The organism is Vibrio sp. B183, from assembly GCF_000740665.1.
Taxonomy (GTDB): Bacteria; Pseudomonadota; Gammaproteobacteria; order Enterobacterales; family Vibrionaceae; genus Vibrio; species Vibrio coralliilyticus.
The window spans coordinates 356770-371281 of sequence record NZ_JPQB01000014.1; the positions used below are offsets into that span (position 1 = coordinate 356770).

16 protein-coding genes are annotated in these 14512 nt (G+C 46.0%); 11 read left to right on the forward strand and 5 right to left on the reverse strand.

Annotated elements, in window-relative coordinates:
• The first annotated feature begins 82 nt into the window (after positions 1–82).
• Both IX95_RS16200 and IX95_RS16205 read left to right on the forward strand, forming a co-directional pair.
• The gene (locus tag IX95_RS16200; protein ID WP_006961363.1) at positions 83–463 is read left to right on the forward strand and encodes a hypothetical protein; all 381 of its coding nucleotides are present in this window, start codon (positions 83–85) and stop codon (positions 461–463) included.
• 17 nt (positions 464–480) lie between these two features.
• A complete protein-coding gene (locus IX95_RS16205) occupies positions 481–1881 on the forward strand; it encodes a class II fumarate hydratase (protein ID WP_038161860.1) in 1401 nt (466 codons plus the stop codon).
• Between the two features lie 37 nt (positions 1882–1918).
• Here the strand turns inward: IX95_RS16205 and IX95_RS26675 are convergent, their stop codons facing one another.
• Positions 1919–2068 (reverse strand): hypothetical protein, encoded by a 150-nt coding sequence (locus tag IX95_RS26675; protein WP_038161864.1) that lies wholly within the window; start codon positions 2066–2068, stop codon positions 1919–1921.
• A gap of 89 nt (positions 2069–2157) precedes the next feature.
• Positions 2158–2508 (reverse strand): hypothetical protein, encoded by a 351-nt coding sequence (locus IX95_RS16215; RefSeq protein ID WP_021456992.1) that lies wholly within the window; start codon positions 2506–2508, stop codon positions 2158–2160.
• A gap of 184 nt (positions 2509–2692) precedes the next feature.
• Between IX95_RS16215 and IX95_RS16220 the strand changes: the two genes are divergently transcribed.
• From IX95_RS16220 to IX95_RS16230, 3 genes are read left to right on the forward strand one after another with little or no spacing between them, the layout of a single operon-like run.
• Entirely contained in the window at positions 2693–3643 is a 951-nt protein-coding gene (locus IX95_RS16220; RefSeq protein WP_038161867.1) for an HlyD family secretion protein, read from the forward strand.
• A gap of 5 nt (positions 3644–3648) precedes the next feature.
• Entirely contained in the window at positions 3649–4572 is a 924-nt protein-coding gene (locus tag IX95_RS16225) for an ABC transporter ATP-binding protein (protein ID WP_038161870.1), read from the forward strand.
• Positions 4569–5669, forward strand: a complete 1101-nt coding sequence (locus tag IX95_RS16230) for an ABC transporter permease (RefSeq protein ID WP_038161873.1) — start codon at positions 4569–4571, stop codon at positions 5667–5669. The genes IX95_RS16225 and IX95_RS16230 overlap by 4 nt, the downstream gene beginning before the upstream one ends.
• Before the next feature lie 37 nt (positions 5670–5706).
• Here the strand turns inward: IX95_RS16230 and IX95_RS16235 are convergent, their stop codons facing one another.
• Together IX95_RS16235 and IX95_RS16240 are read right to left on the reverse strand one after the other, a co-directional pair.
• Positions 5707–6075 (reverse strand): VOC family protein, encoded by a 369-nt coding sequence (locus tag IX95_RS16235; RefSeq protein WP_038161876.1) that lies wholly within the window; start codon positions 6073–6075, stop codon positions 5707–5709.
• Between the two features lie 79 nt (positions 6076–6154).
• On the reverse strand, positions 6155–7087 hold the full coding sequence (locus tag IX95_RS16240) for an endonuclease/exonuclease/phosphatase family protein (protein ID WP_038161879.1): 933 nt from the start codon (positions 7085–7087) through the stop codon (positions 6155–6157).
• Between the two features lie 269 nt (positions 7088–7356).
• Between IX95_RS16240 and IX95_RS16245 the strand changes: the two genes are divergently transcribed.
• From IX95_RS16245 to IX95_RS16255, 3 genes are all read left to right on the forward strand, one after another.
• Positions 7357–9297, forward strand: a complete 1941-nt coding sequence (locus IX95_RS16245; RefSeq protein WP_038161882.1) for an ATP-binding protein — start codon at positions 7357–7359, stop codon at positions 9295–9297.
• A gap of 149 nt (positions 9298–9446) precedes the next feature.
• Positions 9447–10220 carry a substrate-binding periplasmic protein gene (locus IX95_RS16250; RefSeq protein ID WP_038161884.1) on the forward strand — a complete coding sequence of 258 codons (774 nt, stop codon included), beginning with the start codon at positions 9447–9449 and terminating at the stop codon, positions 10218–10220.
• Positions 10221–10304: 84 nt separating this feature from the next.
• Positions 10305–10964: an HAD family hydrolase gene (locus IX95_RS16255; RefSeq protein WP_038161887.1), complete on the forward strand. Its 660-nt coding sequence runs from the start codon at positions 10305–10307 to the stop codon at positions 10962–10964.
• Between the two features lie 34 nt (positions 10965–10998).
• Here IX95_RS16255 and IX95_RS16260 read toward each other — a convergent pair whose 3' ends face one another.
• Positions 10999–11487, reverse strand: a complete 489-nt coding sequence (locus IX95_RS16260; RefSeq protein WP_038161889.1) for a GNAT family N-acetyltransferase — start codon at positions 11485–11487, stop codon at positions 10999–11001.
• Positions 11488–11663: 176 nt separating this feature from the next.
• Here IX95_RS16260 and IX95_RS16265 point away from each other — a divergent pair, with 176 nt between their 5' ends.
• From IX95_RS16265 to IX95_RS16275, 3 genes are read left to right on the forward strand one after another with little or no spacing between them, the layout of a single operon-like run.
• Positions 11664–13052 carry an ATP-binding protein gene (locus IX95_RS16265; protein ID WP_038161892.1) on the forward strand — a complete coding sequence of 463 codons (1389 nt, stop codon included), beginning with the start codon at positions 11664–11666 and terminating at the stop codon, positions 13050–13052.
• The gene (locus tag IX95_RS16270; protein ID WP_021455851.1) at positions 13049–13699 is read left to right on the forward strand and encodes a response regulator transcription factor; all 651 of its coding nucleotides are present in this window, start codon (positions 13049–13051) and stop codon (positions 13697–13699) included. The genes IX95_RS16265 and IX95_RS16270 overlap by 4 nt, the downstream gene beginning before the upstream one ends.
• A complete protein-coding gene (locus IX95_RS16275; RefSeq protein ID WP_038161895.1) occupies positions 13696–14505 on the forward strand; it encodes a DUF2861 family protein in 810 nt (269 codons plus the stop codon). Before IX95_RS16270 ends, IX95_RS16275 begins: the two co-directional genes overlap by 4 nt.
• Positions 14506–14512: the final 7 nt, after the last annotated feature.

Consider the following 14512-nt stretch of genomic DNA (forward strand, 5'->3'; position numbering starts at 1 on the left):
GTCTGACATCCATACATCAAACAGGGTTGATTCGATTACTTAAAACGATAATAATTCTCATTACAAAAAATTTGAGGTCAGTATGGATAGCCAGAAGCCGCTTTATAATGCTTTCTTTAAAGCACAAGACAGATTTGTTGAACGTTACACACCCTGTGGGTTCGAGCCCGATATCATTCACGATTACATTCATTGGGCGATGACCTTGTCTTCGTTCTATGAACAAGGCACCGAGAATGAAAACCCACTGCTGTGTGAACTTTACCTACGTCAGGTTTATTTTCATTTGATTGAAGCCATTCAGGATCCGGTGAGAAGTCGCACGTTCCGACGGGTCTGCCTCGACGCTATTCATACTCCCCTACTATGCTTAAAGCGCTACTACTACCAGTGGGAAGACGGCGACATTAAGTTTTTAAACCTACAACAACAATTGCAGCGCATCCAGACGCCGCACGATTAAATTCAAAAGGATCACCAATGACTCAATCTTCTGCCTCACAGACATTCCGTGTTGAAAAAGACAGCATGGGAGAAGTGAAAGTACCCACGAACGCTCTGTATCAAGCGCAAACACAACGCGCAGTCGACAACTTTCATTTCAGCAAACATACGATGCCAACCGCGTTTATTCAGGCGCTGGCATACGTGAAGCAAACAGCCGCTTTAACGAATGCTCAACTGGGTCTGATGGAGGGTGATATTGCGAATGCGATAGCCGACGCAGCGCAAACCATTATTGATGGTCAGCACTTAGAGCACTTCCCGATTGACGTTTTTCAGACGGGCTCAGGCACCAGTTCGAACATGAATGCTAATGAAGTGATTGCGACTTTAGCCAGTGATATTCTGGGCGGTGACGTGAACCCTAACGACCATGTCAATATGGGTCAAAGCAGCAACGACGTTGTTCCAACAGCGATTCAGGTCAGCGCAGCACTAACAGTCGAAAAACAGCTTATCCCAGCGTTAAATCATTTCATTGAGACGCTAAAGAGTAAGCGTAATGAAATCGGTCATGTTGTGAAAACAGGCAGAACGCACCTAATGGACGCCATGCCAATCACATTTGATCAAGAGCTTGGCGGTTGGCAATTCCAGCTTGAACAAGCGAAGCAAGGAATTGAACAAAGCCTGATTGGCGTTAAAGCTCTGGCCCAAGGTGGAACTGCTGTGGGCACAGGCATCAATGCTGATCCAAGATTTGCTAAAGCCTTTGCAGATAACCTCTCTCAGGCAACTCGCTTACAGTTCACTTCTAGCGAAAACTTCTTCTACAACCTAAGCAGTCAGGATGCCTTGGTCGCTCTTTCTGGTCAGCTCAAAACAGCTGCCGTAGCCATCATGAAAATCTCGAACGATCTGCGCTGGATGAATTCCGGCCCACTTGCTGGCTTGGGTGAGATCGAACTTCAAGGCCTACAACCTGGCTCTTCCATTATGCCGGGTAAGGTAAACCCAGTGATCCCAGAGGCCGCAGCCATGGCAGCTGCACAAGTCATCGGCAACGACACCACCATCACCGTAGGCGGCCAATCTGGCAACTTCCAGCTAAACGTTATGCTGCCAGTGATCGCTCACAATGTTCTGGAAAGCATCGAACTGCTAGCTAACAGCGCAATTGCTCTGGCAGACAAAGCGGTCGCAACTTTCAATGTCCGTGAAGACAACCTTCAAGTCGCATTGGCGAAAAACCCGATTCTGGTGACGGCGCTCAACCCAGTGATTGGCTATTTGAAAGCAGCTGAAGTGGCTAAGAAGGCATACAAAGAAGGACGTGCCATTATTGACGTGGCTGAGGAAGAGACGGATCTTGATCGCGCTACGCTAGAGCGTTTGCTTGATCCGACGAAGCTGACTCAAGGTGGTGTTGCAGAATAAACCCGATAGCACACATCCTTGTGCTGTGTGCTCTGGTTTAGATCCAAGCCAGAGTAATAAGCAAAAATGGGACAGCAATCATTGATGCCATTTTTGCCAGTGACAACATCTCGCGAAGTACAATTTCACGCTTAGGTGATACCGTGTGCTTCGCCTGATGCGCCACTATCGCTTGGGCATTGTTCATAGTTCCTCAAACATGCACTTATGTTAGTGGAGGCGCGATTGTAAAGCCTTATCTGAGGGACCGCAATGCCTATAGCCGTCAGAGTTCGGTTAAAACACCATCACATGATCCACCATGATCTTCCCTTCACGATAAACCAAGACCATTTCCGCGACATAATCTCCTTCAACTCGACTGAAACCTTGCCTCCAGACAAAAGCGGCTGAGTCAGGGCGCTTGAACAGCGCCACCTGAGTACGGTCAGTGAACACGCCTTTTAGTGACTGATACTGTTTCACGACACGCTCGAAATAATCGGGCTTTACGATATCGCGCAAGCGCGGGGTAAAATCCTGCACATGCTTCGCATGATTTATCTCCGTCGATGCCTGCATTAAATTATCCATTAGTGGATTGGCTAGGTCCCAAAGAGCTTGCTCACTCATTTGCTCAAAGTCCATTTTAACCTCTGTTGTAACTGCATGAAGGGAAAGAAGAAACCATGACAAATTAATCACTAGATTAATTTTGTATGAATTAAGTTTCTGTATCTATAGTTAAGCGAGAATATATCCTATTTACACAATCAATGGTATCGCTCCGCTTAGCGAAACCTTCCCTTAACTTGCTGATTTGGAGTACTTTATGAAACGGTTCTTGATCGGATCTGTTCTGATTTCGCTGTTAACGGCCTGTACACAAGGTGACTCATCCCAAGCACTTGGTACGTTGGAGAGAGACCGTGTCACCTTCACTGCTACAGCCAACGAAATCATCCTTGCGTTACCCGCGACAGAAGGCTCACAAGTAAAGCAAGGCGAAGTGTTGGTGCAGCTTGATACCACCAGCCAAGAAGCGGTACTCGCACGTGCCGTTGCTGAACAATCCAAAGCAGAAGCTTACCTACTCAAACTGACCAATGGTGAACGCCCAGAAGACATCGCGGCTTCCCAAGCTCGCGTTAAACGTGCTGAAGCTCAATTAACTGAAGCTCAGAAGAATTACACCCGAAAAGCGGAATTGGTTGGAAAGCGGCTGATCAGTCAATCAGAACAAGACACCGCACTTGCCGCACGTGACTCCGCGAAAGCCGAACTGGACTCAGCTAAAGAAGAGTTTAGCAAGCTGACAGCTGGTTCACGCCTTGAAGATATCGAACAAGCGAAAGCCGAGCTCGCGGCTTCTGTTGCTGATGTGACTCTCCAGCAACAGAAGCTTAGCGAGCTCACCATTACCGCGACCCGTGATGGGGTACTGGATAACTTGCCTTACAACTTGGGCGAACGCGTTCCCGTCAATGGCGTGGTCGCCGTCATACAGGCTAGCCGTGTCCCGTATGCGCGTGTTTATGTGCCAGCTAGCCATCGCGTTGATTTCGTGCCGGGTAAATCAGTTTCCGTTACGGTAGACGGCGTTGAAAATCCAATCTCTGGGACAGTTCGTTGGGTTGCTAGTGAGCCCTCATTTACGCCCTATTATGCGCTCACCGAAGACGAGCGTTCTCGCTTGATGTATCTGGCGGAAGTCGACCTTGAGTCCTCGGCACAGCGACTACCATCTGGCATCCCGGCACAAATCGACTTGTCTGGAGAGTAGCGCCAATGGAATATGCGATTAAAGCAGAGAATGTAGTAAAGAGGTTTGGAGATTTCACCGCCCTCGACGACATCACGCTCAATGTACCCAAGGGCAGTATTTACGGCTTTCTTGGACCTAACGGCTGTGGGAAGTCCACCACCATCCGTGTGCTGACGGGTTTGCTAAGCCCAAGTGAAGGTGACGTGGATGTACTGGGGCTTGAAATACCAAGCCAATCTGAACTGCTGCGCCTCAAAATTGGCTACATGACGCAGAAGTTTTCTCTCTACGACGATTTAACCGTAGAGGAAAACTTAGAGTTTATCGGTCAAATATTTGGGATGGGGTCAAAGCACCTCAAGCAGCGTATCAATGAACAGCTGAAAACCTATGGCTTAGACCAGCGACGACAACAACGTGTCGGTGGAATGAGTGGAGGCCAGAAACAACGCCTTTCTCTCGCTGCCGCTACTATGCATCAGCCTGAACTCTTGTTTCTTGACGAACCGACTTCAGCCGTTGACCCTGAAAACCGCCGCGAATTCTGGGAACAACTTTTTGATTTGTCAGACCAAGGTACCACGATTCTAGTTACAACCCACTACATGGATGAAGCCGAACGTTGCCACAGACTGGCCATCATGGAGGCGGGAAGAATTCGTGCCGATGGCGAGCCAGAACAGTTGATGGCCGATATGGGGGTCAATATTGTTGAAGTCAAAGCAGACAATTTGCGGGCACTAAAGGAGTCCCTTCTTGCCAGAGAGGAAGTGCGCTCTGCCGCACAATTAGGCATTCGCCTTCGAGTTTTGATTCATCAACATATCCAAGATCCGATTGCATGGTTGCGTCAGCAGTTTCCTGAACTCATCGAAGCGGAAATGAATCTAGCCAGACCGAGCCTAGAAGATGTGTTTGTCACCGTCACGGGAGAAGGAAGACAATGATCCAGTCTATCGCTCGCATGAAGGCGATCATGTTTAAAGAAATCCGTCAGCTTTCCCGTGATCGCATCACCTTTGGCATGGTCGTGATGATTCCCCTGATTCAGCTGCTGCTATTCGGTTTTGCGATAAACACCGATGTACGCAATATTCCAATCGGTGTTGTAGACCAAAGTCAGAGTACCGCTGGACGTGTCATCACGGAATCGGTCAAGGTTACTCAGGTGGTTGACGTCAAAGCCACTTACCCAACCGCGGAACAGGCAGAACAAGCGATTCAGAACGGTGAAATACGTGCTGCTCTAATCATTCCATCTGACCTGACGCAAAGAATGGCCCAAGGCCGAGTGCTGGGGCAATGGGTGGTTGATGGTTCCGATACCATGATCAGTTCTGCGATTCTGGCATTGCAGAATATGCCATTAACGGACTTTGATTTTGATATCCGCCCTGAACAACAAAAAACCTTTGAAGTTGCTTTATTCTACAACCCAAGTCGTCGCTCTGCGGTGAATATCGTACCGGGTCTACTTGGTGTCATTCTGACAATGACGATGATTCTGTTTACCAGCGCAGCGATTGTAAGAGAACGGGAACGTGGCAATCTGGAGCTGTTAATCACCACACCCATCCACTCTTTCGAATTGATGGTCGCCAAAATCGTCCCATACATTTTTGTCGGCCTGATTCAGGTGTTCATTATTCTGGGGTTAGGCCACTTCATCTTTGATGTCCCGATTAACGGAGCCATTAGCCAGATTCTTCTAGGAACGCTATTGTTTATCTCCGCCAGCCTGACACTTGGCTTGGTGATCTCGACCATAGCGTCAACACAGCTACAGGCCATGCAGATGACCGTCTTTATCTTACTGCCTTCGATACTATTGTCTGGCTTTATGTTCCCTTATGAAGCGATGCCCAATGCGGCTCAATGGATTTCTGAGGCTTTACCCGCCACGCATTTCATGCGCTTAATTCGCGGTATTGTGCTTCGCGGCTCAGATCTAAGTGGTATGTGGCACGACACATTGTGGCTCGCCTGCTTTACTGTGATTGGTCTATTGATCGCCTCAACGAGGTTCAAGAAGTCGTTGGATTAAAGGAAAACGCCCCTCGATGATGAGGGGCGTTTTTACATTAACGGATATTTTGCGCGATTCGCCATAGCACGCCAGAAGGATCAGTCAGACAAAACTCCAACATGCCCCACGGTTGTTCAATCAACTCTGTCACTTTGCACTCAAAGTCCTTTTCGACACTGGACGCCTTAACATGCTCCAACCAACCCATCGCATCCTCTACCAGTAAATGCATCATCGTGTTTTCTGCGTGTTCAACTTGATAGTAGTTCTGCAGCAGAAAAGCGGTGTGACCTTTTCGCATGTAAGCAACGTCACTAAAGACTGAAGCAACCTCAAATCCCAACGCCTGATAAAATCGTTGCGAAATGTCAAAGTCTTTGCTGGGAATAAAGGATTTAATTTCCGTAATCGCCAGATTTGCCATAGTTACCATCCAAAGGCTGATTAAGTTATTTGGAGGGTAACCTAGCTAAAATCTTCACACAACAAGTTGAGAATAATAATCAATAACCAATCTCAGTTTTGACTAGGAAATGGTCTGAACCAGCAGGATTAGGTGAACTTTGGCGCTGACAGATCTTTCTGCCTGCATTCACAGATTGTAGCCACAAGTGGTCAATTGCGATCATGGAAACCGGCGGCGTATTGAACGCTTGAGACCAATTGGGCCAGCTTGCGACTGGGGCTTTCTGGAAAGTTGGAAACAGTTTGGCAAAACGTAAACTAGCAGAGGAGAGATTAAAGTCTCCCAATACCATAACTTCATCGCTGGGATAGATTTCTATCAGCGACTCAATGGTCCTAATTAGTGCATTTCTCCTGTACCACAACTCTTTAGTCCTTGGTGAAGTTGGATGCGCCACAATGAGAGTCATCGCGCTTTGATTGTGGGGATACCAGGTCCCACGAATAATATTTTGTTCATCCGGCGTCATAAACACCGACATATTTTTTAACGGAGAAACACTCAGAATCATCTGACTTGAGGGATAACCCACACCTTTCTGGCCGCCATAGAAGTAGGGATAGATGTCACTGAGCATCTTCAGCCTTTCACCAATTTCTGGTGCGACTTCTTGCATCACAACTAAGTCTGCAGGCTTGGAAAGCAAGTAATTGATGAACGCATTTACATCAGGGTTCTCATAATAGAGGTTGAACTGCACTACTGAGACAGAATTCGCACAGCGAGACACCAAATTTTGATTGGACTTTGGAGCCATCAAGGTAAACGCACCTGCCAGAACAATACATATTGCACTTGGCGCCCATTTTAATCTTAAGGCAAAAATCAGTGCGAAAACGATGTAGACGATTAAAAACAGACTTGGGTAAGCAACGATGTTTTCCACCCACCAAGTTGCTTCTTTTAAAGAGAGCCCTGCCCACAGCAATGCTGGGCTGTAAACGATCAACCAGATTTTCCAACGCCTCACTGTAAGTCCTTTTAAAGTGGAGCTTTATTTAAGTATGTACCATCTCTGGCTAAATATGGTTTTTTATTATTTCAATCAGTTTTCTAGACTGACGAAGTACTTTGAGACGAGTGTTAATGTATGCCTGAACTCACTCATCAATTTGACTGAAAAAACAAGATAAATGGAATAATCGTGAATGAGCTGACTGAATGTCCGGATATCGATTTTCCTAATGCCACAATTAATACTAGGCTATTAGTAAGCAATTACACACATAATAACTTGCTATGAATAAACAACGTCAACTTGGCATCGACAAGCAACTTGTCATTGTCACGCTCCTCGTGAGTCTCGTTCTCGCATTCGTTATGGCGGGAGTAAACTTCTACGTTGATTACCAAGCGGAGCAAAACAACATAGATAAACAAATGCTTCAAATTGAAGACAGCTACGTCGCAAGCCTGCAAAACAGCCTGTGGATTGAAGACCAAAAGCAACTCACGACTCAAGCCTCAAGCATCTTCCAGTTACGTGCAGTCGATCGATTAACCATCATCGACAGCAAAAGTACTCTTATAGAATTAGGTAACGAAATCACAGGTAAGAAGGTTACTAACGTCTGGGATTTAACTTACCAACTCGGCAACAAGAGCTTTACGCTCGGGCAATTAAGAATTGAAACCGATTTAGCTCCTGTCTATCACGCATTGTGGCAAAAGTTCTTATTTCTACTGGTGATGACCTTGATACAGACCTTACTCATTGTTTCCTGCTTATTATGGCTAACAATGAAACTGATCTTAAAACCTATTTCTCACCTTTCATCTGCAATGGCTGATTTCCATACCAGCCCGACTCCCAACAAACTGGTGATGCCAAAACGATTATTCCACGATGAGATCAGCCATCTGACAGACAAATACAATCAATGTGCAGAGCAGCTACGAGTCAATTACCAGCAAATCATCGAGTCAAAAGAAAAGGCAGAAATCGCTAATGTTAAGAAAAGTGAATTCCTAGCCAACATGAGCCACGAAATTCGCACCCCAATGAATGGGATCGTCGGCGTCGCTGAACTACTTAAAGAAACCAAGCCGAATGAAGTTCAGCGCAACTACGTCGATATTTTGCTGACGTCGTCCCATACCTTGCTCGATATTATCAATGACATCCTCGATTTTTCGAAAATAGAAGCCGGCCACTTTGAATTGGATCCTACCAAGTTTGACCTTAAATCGCTCATCCAACAGCAAGCCAACGAATATAGCATCCGCGCCAAACAACAAGAGCTGTTCTTCGACTGCAATATAGACCCAGCTGTACCTCAGGAAATAGAGGCTGATTCTGTCAGGCTAAAGCAGGTCATCAATAACTTGATCGGCAACGCCCTTAAGTTCACCCATCGTGGATATGTTGAGCTCAACATCAAGCTGTTGGAAAACGAGACAGGCAACCAACTTCAGTTTGAAGTCAAAGATACAGGGATTGGTATCGCCAAAGACAAACTCGACTCAATCTTTGACAAGTTTCAACAAGCCGATGGCAGCACAGCTCGACAATACGGAGGAACGGGGTTGGGGCTGGCGATAAGCCAAAAAATCGTTGAGTTGATGGGTGGTAAGCTCCAGGTAACCAGTGAAGTTGATCTTGGCAGCAGCTTTTATTTTTCTATCCCAATAGATACTCCATCAACGGCTATTGGGGGTATTGTTCAATCGTCACCAAATCTGGTTGAGTTTCCAGCTTCTTCTGGTACCCAGATGAAGAAGTTGTCTCCGAAATACAAAACTGGCCTCAAAGTGCTGGTTGTTGAAGATACTCGAGTAAACCAACAAGTGATTCAAGTCATGCTTAATTTGCTTGGTTTGGAGGTAGATATAGCGAATAACGGCGTCGAAGCTTTGGAATATTGTCAGCAGAATGAGGTGGACGCCATCTTGATGGACTGTCATATGCCTGTCATGGATGGTTACGAAGCAACACAGAAAATTCGTCAGCTCGAAGGTTGGGCGGCCTATGTTCCTATCATTGCTGTCACAGCTAACGTGATCAAGGAGGATCGTGAGCGTTGTTTTGAAATCGGTATGAATGGTTTTCTATCTAAACCGGTTAAGCCTAAAGAAATAGAAGAAGCACTAATTGATTACGTCCCAGCTTATCAGAGTGCACAGAACAGAGCCAAAGTAGCCAATGGCAATAGTTTGGACACACCAAGCTCGCGCTCTTAGTATGAGAGCTAAAACCTTGAAGCACCTAGAGGGGCCAAACGAAAGGATGAGATAGAAGCATTCACAAATAGTTAATCTTCATGAGTCAGACTACTTATTAATCGAATTATCATCTAAATTTGAAGGTAGATGTGATCAAGGGACGAGCTATGAGTAGGATTTTTGCGATAATTTTGTTGTTCGGGTGCTCACCCTTATCTGTCGCCCAAAATAGTGACAAAGTCGTAAGATTGGTTGTCGGTGATTGGGAACCGTATACCAGCAGCCTTAATAATCCAAACTATAAAATTGCCGAAGACCTCGTCATCGCCGCTTACGAAACGCAGGGTTATCGTGTCACTATCGACTATCATCCTTGGAGCAGAGCTTACCGTTACGTTGAGTCAGGCAAATATGACGGAACATTCCCTTGGTTTAAGAACGATGAACGACAATCCCTTTTCATCTTCTCAGAATCCCTGTTCACACAAAAAATTGTCTTTTTCTACCATGTCGACAGCAACTTTGATTGGCAAAAATCTTTGGATTTAAACAACTACCATATTGGTGCCACACAAGCCTATGAAGTGACCCGCTTGCTCCAGTCTCAGGGCGTAAAAGTCGAGGTTGCCAATGAGGACCAAAGTAATTTTATTAAACTAGGGAAACAACGCATAGACGCTTACCCAGCGGCGGTTGAACGTGGTTACTACATGATGGGCACGATACTTTCTGCCATACAGATAAATAAGATCCGGATTCACCCTAAGCCAATTATGGAAAAAGACATGTACACCATGTTCTCTAAGCACGATCATGAGCGTAGTGCACGCCTTAGTGAAGCACTCAGTTTAGGCATCCAACAATTGATTCAATCGGGTGAATACCAAAAGATCATCAGTGTAGAAAATCAAATTTCTGTCTCTCACCCGTCCGACTTATAAAAAGAGCTCTGAGTGAAAATAAACTGTCATAATTACTAGTTACCCTGCCTTGCGAAAACAACCTACATCACTGAGAAACGCTCCATGACCAAACCTTTGTACGTATTCGATCTAGATGAAACATTAATCAAAGCAGACAGTGCGATGATTTGGAATGAGTTTTTAGTCGAGAAAGGTATTGTCGATGATGCAAGTTTCCTCACAGAAGATCAGCGACTGATGGCATTGTATTCTCAGGGAAAGCTAGACATGGATGACTACCTTAAGTTTGCCATGGCCCCTATTACTCACCTCTCTTTAGGAGAAGTTGAGAAGCTGGTCAACGAATGCGTTGATAAATGGATTGCCCCAAAGCAATTTCAACAATCTATCCCGCTGTTAGAACAGCTCAATAAGCAAGGCGTCGATACATTAATTATCTCCGCAACCGTGAGCTTTATTGTCGAAGCCGTGGCACGGCATCTGGGCGTTGAGCAATCCATGGGAATAGAATTGGTCACCGAGGACGATCGCTACACGGCAAAAGTGTCCGGTGTTCCAAGCTATCGAGAGGGTAAAGTGACTAGACTAGAACAGTGGCTCAGTGCCAGAGACGAAACCTATTCAGAGATCCACTTTTACACTGATTCAATCAATGATCTGCCGTTATGTGAGCGCGCTGATTACGCCTACTTGGTCAACCCTTGCCCTCGACTAAAAGCCATCGCTGATCGTCCAAACTGGACCATTCTACATTGGGACTGATAATGTCAATTTAGGCGGTTGCACCGCCTTCAATTCAGAGTGTATACCTCAGCCCAAGCATGGTGCACCCGTCTTCGTAGTAACGACCCGTGATCACTTCAAACCCATAAGCACCGTAATAGTCTTTCAAATGTTCCTGCGATGAAATGAAAATAGAGCTGCTAGTATGTATCTCTCTCAGCGTATCAAAGCTCAATTTCATCAGTTCATGACCAATCTGAAGGCCACGATGACTTATCGCAACGATCACTCGCCCGATGCATACATCATTAGCGCTGGTATCAATCAGTTCTAACACTTCTTCCGGGTAACCTAGGCCCTGCGGCATCAATCGGCTATACGCAACCAGCTTTCCGTCTTCATAACCCATCACATGTCGCGTTTCAGGGTGAGTATCTTTCCCATCTAAGTCACTGTAGGGCGATTGTTGCTCAACAATAAAGATATCAACTCGTAGACGCAGAAAGTCATACAGTTCATTCACAGATAATTCGGCAAACCTCTTTACTCGCCACTCTAACATTGCATTTCTCCTTACATTGGTGGGAGCCAAATTAATATTCACCTCATCAATAATCATTAACCTTTGTTAAGCTAGGCGACAAAACTGCTCAACCGACTAATGTTGACATACAAGTTACAAAGCAAGCCCAAAAGCCGCTAAAATCACAGTGAACCCTATATTTAATGAGTAAATTGATGCCTTTAGGTAAGTTGGCTGCGTGCTTTTTGTTTCTGTTTCCTCTAGCCGCACAAGCGCAGAGTCTCCAAGAAAATTGGCAATCGCTTTATCAGCAAAGTTGGCAGGCTACCGAACTCAAAGTCACACAGCAGCAGCTCAGCCAGTACCCTGCTGAATTACTCAAACAGCAGGCTCGCTACCCAGATTTCAAACAATACAACTGGCAAGAGATCGAGCAGGTTTATCGAGTGTCTCAAACCTGTCAGAAAAATGAGCAGCACAACGCTAACCTTAATGATGCCATCGAGTTTGAACTGGCAATGTGCAATGATCAGTTGCTCACCGATGATTGGTTTCAGGCGCACACGCTGTTGCACCCAGCTGGCGGGAGCTTTGCAGACCGCTACCTGGATCATCAACCTAACTACCAACCTAGCCATACGGTACGTCGCTACTTAACCATCGATAATCCTCAGCACCCTTTGCATGCGGCATTATCCACTCTGTCCAATGAAGGGCGTGAAGCCCTGCTGAACGGATACCGTGCATGGATGGAAAAAGACACGCTATGGCTAAGTGGAGAGCAAGGTTGGAAAGCCGTGACCGCTGAAATGTGGCAGCCTGTTGCAAAGAGACTGGACATCACGCTATCAGGCCCAAATTGCACCTTCCGCTACAGCAACCTTTGCATCAGTGATGTTGCTGAGAACGTGCTCGCATTACGTTTATTTGTCGCAGGTTTGTCGATTTTGATTCTCTTTATGACGGTCAAAACCCTGTACACGAGACGCCAGCAAAGCCGTGAGAAACGCTTCATATTACAGTTGTTGACCCATGAACTGCGCACACCGATCACCAGCCTAGGCCTAACCGTGGAAATGTTCCGCAGTCAGTTTGATCGCTTACCAAACGACACTCAAGACGCCGTGTGGCGACTAATGTCTGATCACCAACGGCTTTCTCAACTGACTGAAAACAGTAAGATCTACCTCAGCACACAGCGTTCTCAACAATTGCTCAAACAAACGGCTTCTCTGGATGATTGGCTAAAACATACCTGTGAGAAGCACGCCCTTAGCTACCAGCTCAATCAAGATAGAGAACTCACTTTACCCTTTTACTGGTTGTCGATTTGTTTAGACAATTTGATTAAAAATGCCAAACAGCACGGGCATGGCAAGATTGAAATTCGTGCCACTCTCACCCATAAGCTCGTCATTGAAGTGACCGATCAAGGCGACTTTCCTTCCGCCATGGCTCAATTTTTCACTAAGTTCCAAGGGAAAACAAACCATGAAAACATGGGAATAGGCTTGAGCATTGTCGAGCATTTAATGAAACTCATGGGAGGTAAGTTGATTGTACGACGCCGCCCCACTCGCTGTATTTTGGAGCTACCGCTATGAAGAGCTTATTGCTGATCGAAGATGACAAACTACTTGGACAGGGATTAGTTTCTCTATTTGAATCCAATGGCTACCAATGCGTCTGGGTACAAGAAACCAGAAAAGTAGAACAACTCTGGTTTAAAGCGGATCTGGTTATCCTTGATCGGCAACTGAGCGATGGAGACAGCCTGAAACATTTACCACACTGGCTGCTTCTAAAGGCAGTACCTGTCATTATCCTGACCGCCAAAATCGACACCGAGCAAAAAGTGGAAGGCCTGATGGCTGGTGCCAAAGATTACGTTACTAAGCCATTTTCCCATGATGAATTGCTTGCCAGAGTAGTTAGTCAGCTGAGGCCCTTGGGCGCGAGCTCTCTCTGTTATGGCGGAATTGAACTCCATCTAGCGAAACGTGAAGCCATGTTCAACGATCAACTTGTCACGTTAAAACCCAAGGAGTTTCAGTTACTGGTGCTGTTGATTCAAAATCAGGGAAGAGTGTTCCACCGTGATGAACTGCTCAACAAAGTATGGGGCTATCAAGCCTTCCCGAGTACGAGAACGATAGACAACCATATTTTGCGACTGAGGCAGAAGCTTCCAGTCCTTAACATCGAAACACATCGAGGGGTAGGCTATCGTCTAAATGAGGAGGCGCTATGAAACGTCGGCTCTTGAGTTCACTTGCTTGTCTCATCTTTCCACTCTCCACCCAGGCAACTTGGTTTGAGGACACGCCACTTGCGCGCACTTATCAAGCGCTGCTTAACAATCAACCTCAATTGGCCTGGCAGGAATTGCATCTGGCCCTTAACCAGCAAGATATCGATCGTCAATATTGGTTACCGGTCAAACAAGAGATTTTGAACCAGTCTCAGTGTGGTCAGCAACTTATGGCTAACTCTTCACCGCTGCCCGCGGATCTGAGCGTCAGCTTTGTACGCCGTTCAGGTCTTTCTTCACAAGGTTTTCAAATCAAAATTTCGGCTGAAAGCACTCAGAATGACTTAACGATTGAGCTTATTGATCCGTCCGCCAAGCAGCTATTAAACGGAGAGCTGTCTCAACAACGTGACTATCAGGAAATTGAAACCGACGAGTTGCTGATCGAGCCCTTATCTGGCCTATATAAACTCAAGTTGGGAAATACTGTTTACCCTTTGCTGGTGGCCATGCCAGAGAATCAAAACTGGATACGTCTAGACAATTCGATGCAACAAATACATTTAACCCTTCCAGTAACCGAAAGCAGCTGCGCCAAGCCCACAGCTACGTGGCAATGGTTTGACAGCCAATATTTGATGCTGGGAATGAGAAAACCGATTTCGTCACTAGTTGCTCCTGTTCCTCGCTCAACGCAGATCCCTGACGGCGCCAAACACCTGAGTGCCACCGTGTCTGTGTTTGAATACCAACAAGGCTTAAAGATTGAGTACATTCAACGTATAGCCATTCCTTTTTCTCCCTAAATCCACG